12 protein-coding genes are annotated in these 14,635 nt (G+C 63.7%); 7 read left to right on the top strand and 5 right to left on the bottom strand.

The genetic code is table 11. From position 1 onward, the window contains the following. Window position 1: 1 nt before the first annotated feature. From LN996_RS02940 to LN996_RS02915, 6 genes are all read left to right on the top strand, one after another. Window positions 2-811 (top strand): metal-dependent hydrolase, encoded by an 810-nt coding sequence (locus LN996_RS02940; protein ID WP_231338698.1) that lies wholly within the window; start codon window positions 2-4, stop codon window positions 809-811. 218 nt (window positions 812-1,029) lie between these two features. Continuing rightward, entirely contained in the window at window positions 1,030-1,839 is an 810-nt protein-coding gene (locus LN996_RS02935) for a glycosyltransferase (RefSeq protein ID WP_308102690.1), read from the top strand. Then, entirely contained in the window at window positions 1,836-3,275 is a 1,440-nt protein-coding gene (locus LN996_RS02930; RefSeq protein WP_231338696.1) for a glycosyltransferase family 4 protein, read from the top strand. Before LN996_RS02935 ends, LN996_RS02930 begins: the two co-directional genes overlap by 4 nt. 36 nt (window positions 3,276-3,311) lie before the next feature. Further along, window positions 3,312-6,413, top strand: coding sequence for an oligosaccharide flippase family protein (locus LN996_RS02925; protein ID WP_231338695.1), 3,102 nt, complete (start codon window positions 3,312-3,314; stop codon window positions 6,411-6,413). A gap of 4 nt (window positions 6,414-6,417) precedes the next feature. Then, entirely contained in the window at window positions 6,418-7,569 is a 1,152-nt protein-coding gene (locus tag LN996_RS02920) for a glycosyltransferase family 4 protein (protein ID WP_231338694.1), read from the top strand. A gap of 12 nt (window positions 7,570-7,581) precedes the next feature. After that, entirely contained in the window at window positions 7,582-8,373 is a 792-nt protein-coding gene (locus LN996_RS02915) for a PIG-L family deacetylase (RefSeq protein ID WP_231338693.1), read from the top strand. A 23-nt stretch (window positions 8,374-8,396) separates the two neighbouring features. Here the strand turns inward: LN996_RS02915 and LN996_RS02910 are convergent, their stop codons facing one another. The 3 genes from LN996_RS02910 to deoC form a co-directional block, all read right to left on the bottom strand. Then, on the bottom strand, window positions 8,397-9,500 hold the full coding sequence (locus tag LN996_RS02910; protein WP_231338692.1) for a right-handed parallel beta-helix repeat-containing protein: 1,104 nt from the start codon (window positions 9,498-9,500) through the stop codon (window positions 8,397-8,399). Between the two features lie 108 nt (window positions 9,501-9,608). Then, window positions 9,609-9,836: a hypothetical protein gene (locus tag LN996_RS02905; protein WP_231338691.1), complete on the bottom strand. Its 228-nt coding sequence runs from the start codon at window positions 9,834-9,836 to the stop codon at window positions 9,609-9,611. Window positions 9,837-9,889: 53 nt separating this feature from the next. Continuing rightward, the gene (deoC, locus tag LN996_RS02900; protein ID WP_231338690.1) at window positions 9,890-10,582 is read right to left on the bottom strand and encodes a deoxyribose-phosphate aldolase; all 693 of its coding nucleotides are present in this window, start codon (window positions 10,580-10,582) and stop codon (window positions 9,890-9,892) included. 159 nt (window positions 10,583-10,741) lie between these two features. Here deoC and LN996_RS02895 point away from each other — a divergent pair, with 159 nt between their 5' ends. After that, window positions 10,742-12,229, top strand: coding sequence for an HNH endonuclease (locus tag LN996_RS02895; protein ID WP_231338689.1), 1,488 nt, complete (start codon window positions 10,742-10,744; stop codon window positions 12,227-12,229). 26 nt (window positions 12,230-12,255) lie between these two features. Here LN996_RS02895 and LN996_RS02890 read toward each other — a convergent pair whose 3' ends face one another. Continuing rightward, the gene (locus LN996_RS02890) at window positions 12,256-13,128 is read right to left on the bottom strand and encodes an FAD-dependent oxidoreductase (protein ID WP_231338688.1); all 873 of its coding nucleotides are present in this window, start codon (window positions 13,126-13,128) and stop codon (window positions 12,256-12,258) included. Between the two features lie 156 nt (window positions 13,129-13,284). Next, the gene (locus LN996_RS02885; RefSeq protein ID WP_231338687.1) at window positions 13,285-14,628 is read right to left on the bottom strand and encodes a patatin-like phospholipase family protein; all 1,344 of its coding nucleotides are present in this window, start codon (window positions 14,626-14,628) and stop codon (window positions 13,285-13,287) included. Window positions 14,629-14,635 lie beyond the last annotated feature (7 nt).

Genomic DNA, 14,635 nt, shown 5'->3' with positions numbered 1-14,635 from the left:
AATGATGGGAGGACACCACGCCGCGTCAGGAGCCGCGGCGTGGATAGCTATTGCCTCGACCGGCCCGTACGCCTTGGGCTGGTACCCGCTGGATTCCACCGGCATCCTGATCGGAGCCATGGCGACGGCGGGAACAGCCTTGGTCTGCGACTGGGACCACCGGCACAGCACGATCGCGAATTCGCTGCCGCCGTTGTCGAACGCGATCGCCGTCGGAATCGAGAAGGCCAGCGGCGGGCACCGGCAGGGCACGCACTCCCTGCTGGGCGCCTCAGCCTTCGTGGTGCTCGCAGCCATGGCCGCACAGTTCCAGATGGTAACCCCGGTGGGCAAGCTTTCCGTGGGTGCAGGGCTGCTGTGCATGTTCATGATCAACCTTGCCGCCAAGGCCTTGAACCTGTTTCCCAAGTCCGGCTGGATCACCAACTGGCTTTTCGCCCTGGTGATGGCCGGACTGGTGACCTGGTTTGCGCCCGATCAGTGGGGATGGTTGCCGTTGTCCATGCTGACCGGTGTTGTGGTGCACATTGTAGGGGACATGATCACCGTGGGCGGAGTCCCACTTTTGTGGCCAATTGTCATCAAACCGCCAAAATTTCTCCGCAAATCCTTCATTAGTGGAATTTGGCGGGCAAACGGCGCCTTCTCCATTCCGCTGTTGGGGCGGGCTGGTTCGCGCCGTGAATGGCTGGTCCTTATTCCTGTCAGTGGATATGCCATGGTGGGCATGATTGCTTCGGCCTGGACGCTTGCCCAACAGCATTGGCCCGGAGTTCTGGCCGCTTTGGGCGGTGTTCTTCCCTTGCCTTAGGGGTGCAGCAGGCCTAGTATTACCGCACCTGCCGTGAGGCGTATGTAACATCGGTGGAATATTTGAAATGACCCTCTACAAGTAGTGGGTTGCTGCTAAAACTGCGTACTCCGCTGCCAGACCAAGAGCTACTCCCTGAGATTTCGAGTAGTGACTACTCGTGCCTTCCGAGTAGAACCCCTAATAGCTTGGACCTCAACGTCAAATTGTTTGACTAAATGGAGGTTCAGATGGATCTGCTCCACTCGCACAGTATCCATACAGGCAGCAGGGGGATTTTTCAAGCCCGGCAGGGGACCGATTCGCTTCGGCGTTCACACGTAGACCTTGAAGTGGTTATTCCTGCCTATAACGAGGCTGCCCGAATTCCCGGAACGCTCATGCAAGCAGTCGATTTCCTGGCCGGGCAGCCGTGGTCTTCCCGAATTGTGGTGGTGGACAACGGCAGCGTAGACGAAACGGGCGCAGTAGTCCGCAGGATATCCCGCGACAAAGGAAACGAAATTCCGATTTCCGTGGTGGGGTGTTCGCGCCGCGGCAAAGGGGCGGCAGTCAGCAGGGGCCTGCTCAGCGGAACGTCCAAGTACACGGGCTTCTTTGACGCTGACCTGGCGACACCGCTTGAAACACTGATCCCGACGATGGCCCACTTGGAAGAGGGCGCCTCCGCGGTCATTGCTTCCCGTCACGCGCCAGGTTCCACCTTTGTCCAACCTCAACAACTGGGACGCCGGGTAGGCGGAACAGCCTTTCGTGTGCTGACCAAATCGAAGGTTAAAGGCATTTGGGATACGCAGTGCGGCTTCAAGTTTTTCGAACGGGCCGCACTGACAGCAGCCATGGTCCAGTGCCGCACCACCGGTTTTGCTTTCGACGTTGAACTGCTCCTCCGGCTCCAGCACCAAGGGGCCCGGATTGTTGAATTACCCGTGGCCTGGACGGATGTGGCAGCGTCTACTTTCCGGCCGTTCAAAGACGGAATTTCCAGTTTTGCCTCAGTTCTCCAACTACAAAAGGCGATGCCGTGACCGAAACCTTGGTAAATGCCGACCTCCCGGCACAATTGGCCGGTCAACGGATCCTCGTCCTGAACTGGCGTGACATCAGGCACTCCCAGGCCGGTGGAGCCGAACAATACATGCACGAAATATCGCGTCGTTGGGTCGATTTCGGCGCCGAAGTGACGTGGTTCACCGGACGTGAAGATCATCAGCCCGCCGAGGACGTCATTGATGGCATCCGAGTGGTCCGTTCGGGCGGCCCCTTGTCCCTGTATGGCAAAGCAGCCCTCAGAATGCTGCGTACGCGCAACCGGTTCGACGCCGTTATTGATTGCCAAAACGGGATTCCGTTCTTTTCGCCACTGTTCCTGCCCCGGGAAATGCCCATCGTTCAATTGATTCACCATGTCCACCAGGAACAATTCCGCACCCGCTTTTCGGCTCCGATGGCCGCCGTGGGCCGCTTGCTCGAAAGTACAGGGGCCAAGGCAGTCTATGGACGACGGGCTATTGCCGCGGTATCGCCATCCACCCGGCTGGAGTTGCGCAAGCTCGGGTTCCCCGGTGCCATCCACGTGGTTCCGAACGGAACCATCGAAGTGCCCAAGACCGTTGGCCCCCGCGATCCCGAGCCGACCATCGCCGTCGTCAGTCGATTGGTACCGCACAAACGGCTGGACCTGCTGTTGGGCCAGTTTGCCATTGCCGCGGCAAGCGTACCCAAACTCCGCCTGGAAATAATGGGCGATGGTCCCGAGCGGCCGCGTTTGCAGCAACTGGCCATGGACCTGGGCCTCGATGACATCGTGACATTCCACGGTTACCAACCCAACCACGTCCGCAACAGCCTGCTGAACAGAGCCTGGCTCACCGTTTCGACGTCAGCCTCGGAGGGCTGGGGTTGCTCGGTGATTGAGGCGGCCGCGTGGGGTGTTCCGTGCCTGGCGCTGCGCGTCCCAGGCATCCGGGACTCGGTGGTTCACGGGAGCACGGGCTGGTTGGTGGACACGGCTGCCGAGTTCGGACCCGCCTTGGTGGCCGCCCTCGAGACACTCTCCGAACAGCGTGAGGCGGGCGGGATGTCGGCCAGGTGCCAGGACTGGGCACGCTGCTTCACCTGGGATCGCAGCGCAGCCCTGCTCGCCGGGGTGCTCATGGAAGAAGGAGCCTTGCGTCGCGGAGGCGTCGACGCCGGCGGTTCGTCATCGGACATGTCCACGCTGGTGCACTTTGACATGCCTGCCGGTGCCAACCTGGAAGCCATCCTTCGGCCAACCGACGAGGTCTCCGAAAACCAAGGGCGGGTGTCCGTGCTGATGAAGGGCCGGGACGAATTCGAGGCCTTCGCCATCATGAGGCGCATTGGAGTTGTATCAGCCGAACTCCGTGCCGTGGGCCGGAGCACGCTCCTGGCCGGTCCTGGAAGCACGTTTACACCTGCAGACGCCGTTGAGGGCATGTAGCGGACACCAGTCCATGGGGGAATTCGAGGGGGAAAAATGACTGACACTTTGCGCGCACTCGATACGAAGGCAGACGCCACTCCTGTGAACCTGCCGGAGCGGAAACGGGGACCAACCCCGGGCCGTGGGCCGAAAAGAGCATTGCCAACGGACAGCGGCGCCAGCGCCAAAGTAGCCGAAAACAGTGGCTTCCTTTCCGTAGCAGCTGGTTTGGTGGGGGTCATCAGCTACGCCTGCACACTGCTGATGGCCAACATGCTGGGCACGGCGGACTACACGCAGTTCGCGGCCGGGGCGATGCTTCTGGGTGTCGTAGGCATCGTCGCTTCCGCGCTCGTTCCCCTTCCCCTTTCCCACTTTGTGGCCGTCCACCCGGCAGGGTCGGTGGGGCGCAGGGACGGCATGGCCTTCTCGGTGTTCGTTTCCTTCATCGCGGGCATCGTTGCCGCGGTGACGACCGGCGCACTGACGCTGGCCTTCGCCACGCCGGCACTTGCTGCTGCTGTAGCGCTGGGTTCACTGGCCATCTTCCTGATGGCGGCGCCGTCGGGCTGGCTGCAGGGTGAGCTGCGATTCAAGTGGTACGCGCTGACAACCATCGGCGAAGTGCTCCTGAGGCTGGTGTTCAGCCTCCTGGTGGTGGTCCTTGCCTGGGGTGCTGTGGGCGCGATCCTTGGATTCGCGGTGGGTGCGCTGGCCCTGGTGGTTGTTCCTTGGTCCTTTTACCGGGACCTCCAGTGGCGCCCGGGTGTCCTGCGGCAACGTTGGCGGTGGGCTGAGACCACTGACATCGCGTCCGTCCTGTGCGTGGTGTCGGTTCTGGTTGGCGTGGATGTGGTGGTGGTGGCGTTCCTGGACGAAGGTTCCGCCGCCGCAGGATTTCAGGCGCTGGCTACTATTGCCAAGGGCCCGGTCTACGTTGCGGCGGGCACCGCGTTGGTGGCGTTTCCGCTGCTCCGCCGCCGCGGCGCCAATGTCCGCCAAGTACTCGCTGCCGCCTTCGCTTCCTTCAGTCAGCTCGCCGTGGTGGCGTTCACCATCATCGCCACCGCCCCCCATGTTTTTGCCGGTGTGATCATTCCGGAGAAATATCATGGCTCCCTGGAACTCCTGCCCTGGCTTGCGGCCGCCGGTTTGGGCTACGCAGTCCTCACTGTCCTGGCCACGATCCTGCTCGCGCTGCGGGCATACCGGCGCTGCCAAACCGGCTTGGCCTGCGCCTGCCTCCTTGTTGTGGCAGGGCTCTGGGTGGGGTGGCACCTTGCTGCGGTCAGTGGCCTGGCCATGGGCTCTGCGATCGGGGCTGTCCTTGCAGCGCTGGTGATGACACTCATTGCATGGCCGGTCCTCACTGACATTGGACCGGTGAAGGGCGCCGGACGCTTCATGGGCGGCGCTGCCGCCCTGCTGCTGGTCCTTGCCGTCGCCAGCCAACTTCAGCCCTTCGTGTGGCTGGTCCTTGCGACCATCAGCGGGCTGGCTGTGCTGGCCCATCAGCGCGGTTTGTTGCCGCGAACGCTGGGCATTGGATCCTTTCGACGGCGGTTCGGGGCGCGTTCCCGGACTGGCCGGCGGTCCGCGTCCCAGGAGCCTTTCAGCAGCGTGCTGGCAGCAACCATGGTCCGGGTGGTTTCCAGTCCGGCGGCAATCTTCGTTGCCGTGTCCGCTGCTGCCTTTGGGGTGCGGGCCTTTGGCCTGGAGCGCGGCTTTGAGATGTGGGTGGATGAGTTGCTCTACGTCCGTCTGGGCGAGTCGCTGACGACAGGCCAGGTTCCCACCTTGCCGGACGGCCCGTTCTTCCTGCACCCACCGGGCTTCTTCCTACTGGAGGCCGGAGCCATCAAGCTCTTTGGAATCTCCGGCGACATCGTGGAAGTAGTGCTGCAACTGCGCTGGCTCAACGCCGCCTTGGGAGCAGTCACCGTTGGCTTGGGATTCCTTCTGGTCAGAAGGCTTGCAAGCACGACGGCGGCATGGTTCACCGCGGTGGTCCTGGCCTTCGAACCCTTCATCCTGCGGAATAACAGCCATGCGTTCCTGGAGACGGCGGCGATGGCCTTCGTGCTCGCTGGCTTCCTCGTGCTGACTGGCCCGCGCCAGGCGGCGGGGAAGGTGCCCGGTATCCTGCGGCTGGTCGGGGCTGGACTCCTGTTGGGATACGCCGTCCTGTGCAAGGACTTCTTCGTCATCTGCACAGTTGGTCCCGTCGTAGTCGCCGTGATCTGGAAGCGGACCCTGCCATGGCGGCAGGCCGCCGTCGTGATTCCTGCAGCGGCCGTGCCGTACGCGACGTACCTGGCCGTGGCGGCTTCGCAAGCCCACCTGCCGGATTGGATCGATGCGAAGACCAGCGGCTTGCTGCGGGCATCGGGACTGGAAAAGAGTACGGGCTTCACCGCAGAAGGTTCACCGGACATCGTCACCAGGTTGGTCGAACAGAGCGGACACTTTGGCACCAGCTACCTCCTGCTGGCCCTGTGCCCCTTGGCCGGTGCGATGCTGTGCTTCAGCCACCGGGCAGACCGGCGACTGATTGGTCTTGCCGGCCTCGCTTTGGGCGCTGCCGGGGCTTACAGCGCCGCGTTTGGCACCTTCGAGGAACAGTACGGGTATGGCGTCATGATCGCCGGGGTACTGTGTTCGGTCCTTGTGGTGGTTGAGCTCCGGGAGAGGTGGGTGCGGGGACGGACGTTCCTGGCCGTCGCTAGCCTGTGCTTCGTGGCCTTGACCGTGGTACTGGGTGTACGGACCGCACTGACGGTGGACAACGGCTTTGTCCAGGTCAAGGAGTGGGTTAAAACCAACCTCCCGCAGGAGGCCCGGGTAAGTGTCACCAACAGCACGGGTGAGTTCGCTTTTGCCGACGATCCACGGTTTGGTGTTTGGCCGTCTGCGCCCCTGATGCAGGGAGCCGGGGCAAGTTACATCCTGACGCAGTCACACCCCACAAGCCAGGGCTATGGCTACGCGAGGCCCGAGATGCTGACATGGCTCAAGGAGCACGCAACACCCGTGTTCAGCGCCGAGGGACCCACCAACGGTGCCACCACGCTCTGGTTTGTGCCACCTGCCGAACTCAGCGCCGGAGCTGCCGACGGCACGGGCACGCCCTCCAAAACCTACGAGACGGAACGGTGAACCCATGAGAATCCTGCATCTGGGTTTTGAGGATCCCCGCATGCCCGGCGCCGGTGGGGGATCGGTGAGGACCCATGAGATCAATCGCCGCCTCGCAGCCGACGGGTTCCGGATCACCGTGCTGACGACACGCTATCCGGGGTGGCGGGAGCGGGTTCAAGACGGGGTGCACTATGTACCGATCGGCTTAGGGCAGGGCAGCACGCGTATGACCCGCCTGCTGGGGTATGTTGTCCGCCTGCCGTTCGAAGCCCGCAAACGTCGCGCCGCCGCCGACCTTGTGGTGGAGGACTTCTTCGCTCCGTTCTCCACCATGGCCGCCCCGCTGTGGACCAAAAGGCCCACCATTGGCGTGGTTCAGTGGCTGCACGCCCGTGAGAAAGCGCGGCAATACAGGCTTCCTTTGCACTGGTTGGAACGGTTCGGAGTCAGGCGTCATCGGCGGTGCATCGCCGTCTCGCAGGGAATTTCGGACCGGCTGACCGCCCTGAACCCGGACATCCACGTGGACGTGATCGGAAACGGCGTGGACCCTGCCGCCTGGAAACCTGTGCCAACGGTTGGCCAGGACATCCTTTGCCTTGGCCGGCTGGAGTTCACCGGCAAGGGCCTGGACCTGCTGCTGGCGGCCTGGGCAAAATGCTGCCGGCGAATCGACGGAAAGCTGTTGATTGCAGGGACCGGCCCGGACGAGGCGACACTGCGCGCAGCCATTGCGAACGCCGGACTTGCGGACCGTGTGGAGCTCCTTGGTTGGCTGTCCGGAGATGCCAAGTTCCAGGCCTTGAGCCGTGCACGACTGGTGGTGTGCCCGTCCCGGCAGGAGACCTTCGGCTTGGTGGCCATCGAAGCGCTGGCCACCGGCACGCCGGTCATCGCCTTCGATATTCCTTGCCTTCGGGAGATTGTCCCGAACGGTGCGGGCTGGCTGGTGGACGCGTTCGACGTCGGCGCCCTCGCCCGGGAGCTCGAGGCGCGGTACTCCCAATCCGGCCTGGAGTCCGTCGGTGCGCACGGCCGGGCCTTCGCGGCCGGCTACAACTGGGACCGTTTGGCAACGCTGCAGGGTGCGGCATACCGTGCCGCGATAGCTGATCCCGCTGCTTTTGAAGCCCAGGTTGAAGGCCCCGCGGCGCTACCGAACATCGTCCGTTAGGAAGGCACCGTCTTGCCCCAGCAATCCAGAATCGATCGATCCTTGTCAGGCGATGCGCCGTGGCTTTTCCTTTCGCCGCACCTGGACGACGCCGTCCTGTCCTGCGGTGCGCTGATGGAGGCCCAGGCCCAAGGCCGCGAAGTGATTGTGGCAACCTTGTTCACTGAAGCGTCGCCGGGGCCGCACACACGGGCCGCGAAGTCCTTCATGAACCAATGCGCGGTCAAGAATGCCGGGCATTTGTTTGCCGCCCGTCAAGCCGAAGACAGGGCAGTGTTGGAAGACATGGGCGTCCGATCGATCCACATGGGAGCCGTGGACGCTTTGTTCCGCCGACGCCGGGCCCTCCGGTTTGGCAGCAGTGCTTGGGACAGGCTTCTCCCGGAAATGACGCACCGATATCCCACGTACAGGTTCGACATCGCGCTGGGACGGATCGCGAGGGGAGACCAGGAGCTCATCGGCCAACTCCGCACCGATGTGGCTGGGTTGATGGGCCTGACCGGGGCCGAGCTGCTGTTCTGCCCTGTGGGAGTAGGGAAGCACGTGGACCACCTCATCACCCGGGAAGCCGGCATGGCCCATCCGGAGAACCTGGTGCTGTACTCGGATTTCCCTTACGACCTCGAGGCCGAACCGGATGCACGGCGCTTGGCACAACTGGGCTACGTCCCGTGGAGCTGGGATCAGGGCCTTGCCAATAAGCCGCCCAGGATCCGGCAATACGGCACCCAGGCGGATGCACTTTTTCCCACGGGCGAGGTTCCGGTAAAGGCGGAGACCTACTTCGTTCCGGCTTTTTGAGTAGCTTGACAGGCCGGCTGTGGTCAGCAACCTTCGCGGTTGTTCGACACAACATTGCCGGGAGCATCGCCAAGCTTCATGGCCCCGCTCTGGCAGAAGACGTTGTCCGTCACCGTGATGTTCCTCAGGTCCCCTTGGAAATCCAGCCACGGTCCTGGCGTATCAACGACGGAGTTGTTCTTGACCACGATGTCATGAACAGCGGCGTTGCCGTCGTAGTAGCCGATCTTGACGCCGTTGGGGGATTCCCAGAAGCGGTTGTTCTCCACCGTGATGTTGTAGATCTCGTGCTTTCCCACCGCCAACTGCATTCCAGAACCGTGCGATCCGCCGCGGACCTTGTTATTCCGGTAGGTGACGTCGTAGACCGAGGCTCCAATGGTTTGCGCCACGAGGCCGTCGTCGCCGTCGTCTCCCTGGCGTTGATCGACAGTGTTGCCTTCCACTATGCCGCCGTGTGAATCGGTGATGTGGATGCCGTCCAATTGATCGTATGTGCCGCTGCTGGTCACCAGCGTGTCATTGTTCCGGATGCAGAAGCTGCTGCTGGCGACCACCGCGATGGAGTAGGTAAAGGGGTTCCGGGTCCGGACATCTTCCACCAACGCATTGGTGGTGTGACGCACGTCCACCAGGTATTCAGTGAGCCGTTCCGAGGTGTTGCCGTCCAATTCCCCGCCGCTTTGATCTGCAGTGAGGTGGGAGATGGTGACGTTCTGCGCTCCGTTGGTGGTGATCAGCGGGTGCCCGCCGAAGGGTCCTTTGGTTTTCAGGAACCCCGGCCCCGCTTTCAGCACTGTGGCTTGCCCCGTACCCTTGAGGGCCACGTTGCTCTTGATGACCAGCGGACGCCCCAGCGTGAACGTTCCCTCAGGCAGTTCTACGATGCCGCCACCGTCCTTGGATGCGGCGTCGATGAGTTGCTGGAGGGACTTGGAGGTGTCCTCCGGGTCCAGGTAGCCGTTGACCGTGAACTTCTCGACGTGGGTGGCTTGGCTGCCCGGAGCGCTGCAGTAGGACGGGTTAGGGTCGACGGCGCCGGGTTTCGCCGCGACGACGGCCACGCCGAGGCCTGCCGCGGCCAATGCCACTACCAGCAAGGCAACCTTGGGGACCGCTGATTTCATGGCAACACCCTATCCTGCGCGGGTTTCCGGCGAGTTAAGCGGGTTAAAGCGGGTTAAAAGGAAACGGCCCAGGCAGCAGCCTGAACCGTTTCCCGACATGTGAAGGATTTAGCTTTCGCCCGCGGAATCAGAGCGGCCAAGAATGGTCTGCGGGATCCAGAAAGCCAGAGCGAACAGGCCCAGGCAGACGGCCATCGGCCACGGGTTCTCGAGGCTCAGGAAGGACAGCGAGTAGATGGCGCCCAGGAAGAGCACGAACATGACCACGAACAGCACAATGCTTGTGCCCAGGTTGTTCTCACGTTCAATGGGGGCGCTTGTTGCGTTCTTGGACATTCGTTCCTCCTCGGCCCCGCGGGGCTCAAAAATCTCTGGCGGTTGCGGAAGCCTCAGTAGGCAGATGAACCTTGTTCACCCTTGACGATGGCAATTCCGGAACTCGCTCCGATACGTGTTGCACCAGCAGCAATCATAGCCTGTGCATCGGCGAGGGAACGCACTCCACCGGAGGCCTTGACGCCCAAGTCCGGTCCAACGGTCTTGCGCATCAACGCAACGTCTTCTGCTGTGGCGCCGCCGCCGTTGAATCCGGTGGACGTCTTAACGAAGTCCGCCCCTGCCTCCACGGCTGCTTGGCACGCGATGACCTTCTGCTCATCGTTCAACATTGACGTCTCGATGATGACCTTCAGGATGGCGTCACCGGCGTGGACTGTCTCGGCCACGGCCTTGATGTCATCCACCAGCGCACCCTTGTCGTTGGCGCGGGCGGAGGCCATGTTGATGACCATGTCGATCTCGTCCGCTCCATCAAGCACAGCTCCGCGTGCTTCGAAGGACTTGACGTCGCTGGGCGTGGCACCCAGGGGGAAGCCGATCACCGAGCACGTCAGCACACCGGAACCTTTGAGGGCCTTGGTGACGGTTTTGACCCAGACCGGGTTCACGCACACTGATTTGAACTGGTATTCGATGGCTTCGGCGCACACCTTGAGGACGTCGGCCTCGCTGGCCTCCGGCTTCAACAGGGTGTGGTCGATGTAGGAGGCGATGTTCGCAGGGGCGACGGCTTGGTTGCTCATGGGATCCTTCCGTGCTGGGCGTGGCCGGCCCGGTGGCCGCAGGGTTGTCACTGCCCGTCAAAGGACCATCTTGCCACATGGCCTGAGGGCTTTTGGGGTTTGTCCACATAGGCAAAGTCAGGCCTGATGATGGTCCGGGATGGCTGGAAGAGTTGGGGTATGGAGCGGATTTGGAGAGGGCAGGCGGCCACTGCAGCGACTGCGGCGGTAGGGGATGTTTTGGCGGCCCTGCGTTCCGTCTACCTCGGCACCGCGAGCCGGGAGCTTATCGAGCAGATCCGCGGGCTGGAAGACCTGAAGTCCGCCATCGTGGGGTTGCAGGCCCGGGCCGCGGTGGCCTTTGACCTTGCCCAACGGCAGGAGCGGGCCGCGGCGGGTGTGCCCGCGTCCGAACGGGGCCACGGTGTTGGCGCGCAGATCGCGTTGGCCCGGCGGGAATCCCCGAACCGGGGCTCACGACTCCTGGGCATGGCGAAGGCGCTGGTGACAGAGATGCCGCACACCATGGCAGCGCTGGAATCGGGCCAGTTGAATGAATGGCGGGCCACGCTGCTGGTCAAGGAAACAGCATGCCTGTCTGCGGAGGACCGCTGCGCCGTGGATGAGGAACTCTCCGCAGACACCGGCACGTTCGAGGGGAAGGGCGACCGGGCGATCATCGCCGCGGCGAAGGCAGCCGCCTACCGGCGTGATCCGCGTTCCGTTGCCCAACGCGCCGCCCACGCTTCCACCGAACGGACCGTGACCCTGCGCCCGGCGCCGGACGCCATGACCTACCTGACCGCCCTCCTGCCCGTGGCTCAAGGTGTGGCGGCGTACACCGCTCTGACCCGGGCTGCTGACTCTGCCCGTTCGGCCGGGGACCCCCGGATCCGGGGCCAGGTCATGGCAGACACTCTCGTCGAGCGCATCACCGGCAGGCGCGGCGGGATCAGCGGAATCGACCTGCAGCTCGTCATGACCGATCGAACCCTCGTTCAGGGCGACAGCGAACCTGCCCGGCTCCAGGGATACGGAGTTGTGCCTGCAGAATGGGCTAGGGCACTGGTTGGCGCCGGAAGCGGGGCGCTGTCCGAGCAGGCCCCGGCACCAAGGCAGGAGCCGGCGCCAACGCGGGACGACGAGCTAACCGTGTGGCTCCGCCGGCTCTACACCGCGCCGGCCGCAGGCGAACTCCTGAGCATGGACTCCAAAGCCCGGATCTTCCCCCAACGATTACGTCGCTTCATCGAAACCCGTGATGACACCTGCCGCACCCCCTATTGCGACGCGCCCATCCGGCATATCGATCACGTGGTCCCTTGGCATTCCGGCGGGACCACCACGCTGGCCAACGGGGCTGGACTCTGCGAGGCCTGCAACCACACCAAAGAAAACCCCGGCTGGAGCGCCAACACCATGCCCGGCGACAGACACACCCTGGAAATCACCACACCCACGGGACACAGCTACCGGTCGAAAGCCCCAGCCTTGCCGGGCTATAGACAGGGCTCTCGCACGTCCGCGGTGACAACTCCGGGGGTGATAGCGGAACCGTCGGCGACTCCAACAGGTTCGAGCATTACGCCCCCGGAGAGTTCACCGCAATCCCGCCGGGTTGGTCGTAGGGTGCGGTACCGGGACAAGTCGCCCGCGGTGGTTCGGTGAGGAAAGGGACTTCCAGCCGAGAAGGATCATGCTGCAAGGGGCGCTTGCAGATTCGCGAAGCCCGGCGCACCCAAGAGCATGCCCGAAGCGCACAGCATCGCCGAAGACTCGGCGGAGAGAAGCAAACCAAGGCGAAGGCCGTCGCAGGACGCGGCGTCGCCGATCGCCCAGATACCCGGAACGGAGGTGGCGAGGTCGCGCCCCACTGCAATGCCGCCGTCGGACGCTACCAGGAGGCCGGCGCTCCCGGCGAGATCGTTGCGTGCAGTGCGCTCCTCGGCGATGACTACGAGGTCTCCGTTCATGCTGCTGCCATCCTCGAAGAGGATGCCGGTTGCCGGGAGCGGGGAGCCAGCAGCAGACGCTACGACGGCGGCAGGGCGGAGGGTGGTGCGGACGGGACGGACCCCGCGTGCCCGCAGCACGGCCTCAGCCTGGCCAGCAGCAGGTCCGTTGCCTACGAGGATCCCCAAGGGGCGTCGGCCGACGATCCGGGTGACGTCCTTGACTGCTTCGCCGATGTTTGCGGCGTCGTCGATGGTGGAGTAGCTCAGGCTGGATTCGGCGCCCGCCACCGGGGGCAGGACCGGGGCGGAGCCTGTTGCGATGACCAGCTGGTCGTAAGCGAACTCCATGCCGTCCACAGTGGTGACAATCTTTGAGTCGGCGTCGATGAAGCTGGCCGGCTGGCCGAAGCGGACCGAGACCTGGGGGAGTTCAGCGAGTTCAAGCAGGGCGTCCGGGCACTCGTCACGGTTGCTGAGCACGGTGATGGTTCCGTCGAACGCGCGTCGCCGGGAGTCGGACCTTCCGGCAAGTCGCCGCACCAAAGCCTGGGCGGCGGGGCCTGCGCCTGCGATGACGATGTGGAGGGAAGGTGCGGACGGGGTGGCGGACATGTTTGGCCCTTTCGCTCATATGACCTGCTGTTGATCATCAGCGTATTGGGCCGGTTTTTCGCGGGTGTTTCCCCGCTGTTGCCATCTTTGGCGTATCCGTAGCGTGGTGTTTACCAGCCGGTAATAACGTGCGTCACATTCGGCCGCCCATGACCCTCAGTATCGGCGGAGCAGCTCGCGGAAACCGTTCCCAGCGAAGCCGGCCACTGCCCCCGCACGGTCCACGAGTCCGTGGGCGCCCACCGGTTCGAGGGAGGCCAGGAGCCCTGCAGCGTCGGCCAGGCTCATGCTGAGGTCGGCAACCAGCCCACCAACTTCCAGCCGGGCACGCCGCGTATCCGCCCAGGCATCCGGACCCGGGTCGTCACGCAAGGTGCGCGTCACGGCGACGCTTTGCCACCCGCCGTCGAGCCTTACCCGTGCACGGTACGTGACGTCGTCCCCCATGACCTCCACCCGGCCGCCTGCCAGGAACGCCCGCCCGAACCGTGGGTGCTCAAGGTATCCGGTGAGCTGAGGCGCTTCATCGCCGGGATCAGACGGAAGGACCACTGTGGCCTTGAGCGTCACGGGAGAACCGTCCAGGTCGCCGCGAAGGGTGTCGTTGAAGCGGACTCCCGGTGCCGGTTCAGTCATCGCAGTGCAGCTCGCATCCTTGGCCACTCCGGCGTCAGTCATTGATTCAAGGTAGGCGCGGGCATCCCGGTAACCCATCCCGATCAGGGTCTCGGCGTCGATCCTGCCCAAGTAGAACTCCGGGTCCAACGGAAGCGGGTGGCGTGGCCGGACCACATGCAGCACAAACTCGCGCCCGGCAGCTGCGGCAACCTCGAAATCCGCCAAGAGCGCCCCCATGGCGCTCATTTCGATCATGTGCACGTACTGTTCCAGCGGACCATCGCCCCAGTACGGCGTATTTCCAATGCACCAGACAAGCCATACTTCGTCGGCACCCCGCTGCAGGGCTTCGGCCACGTTGGCGTCCCGTACCCAGACCGCGTCGGTCCAAATCTTCCCGTCCCGTCGCAGGGGTGTCAGGAAGATGGGCAACGACATGCCCGCCGCCATGAGCCCGGCGTCAATGACCGTGGCGTCGAGTGCGTGGCAGCGCTTTTCGGTGAACTCCACTACGTTGAAGGAACCGTCGACGGCGCCCGGTTCAGCCGCGCGGGCGCGGATGGTTGCGTCGTTGATGCCCAGAGTCGGGAAGACTTTCCCGAGGATGCCGTCGGCATCGCCGATGGCAGGAAGTGACCACGGCCCCTTGAGATAGTCACCCACAGGCAATGCCGAGCCGAAGTCCTTGACGTCAACCCCCGACCAACGGTTGCACATCTCCTCAGGCGACACTCCTGAGAGCAGCATGCCGGCCGTGAGGATCCCGCCGGAGGTGCCGTCAATATGGTGGAATTCCAGGCCTTCCTCGGCGAGCGCTTTCACCACGCCGGCCTGCCAGGCCACCCGCATTCCGCCACCTGCGAGGACCAGCGAGCGTTTCACGGTGCGC

Source organism: Arthrobacter sp. AK01 (genome assembly GCF_021109375.1).
In the GTDB taxonomy this organism is placed as follows: Bacteria; Actinomycetota; Actinomycetes; order Actinomycetales; family Micrococcaceae; genus Arthrobacter.
This window is presented reverse-complemented; position numbering and strand designations above follow the sequence as displayed.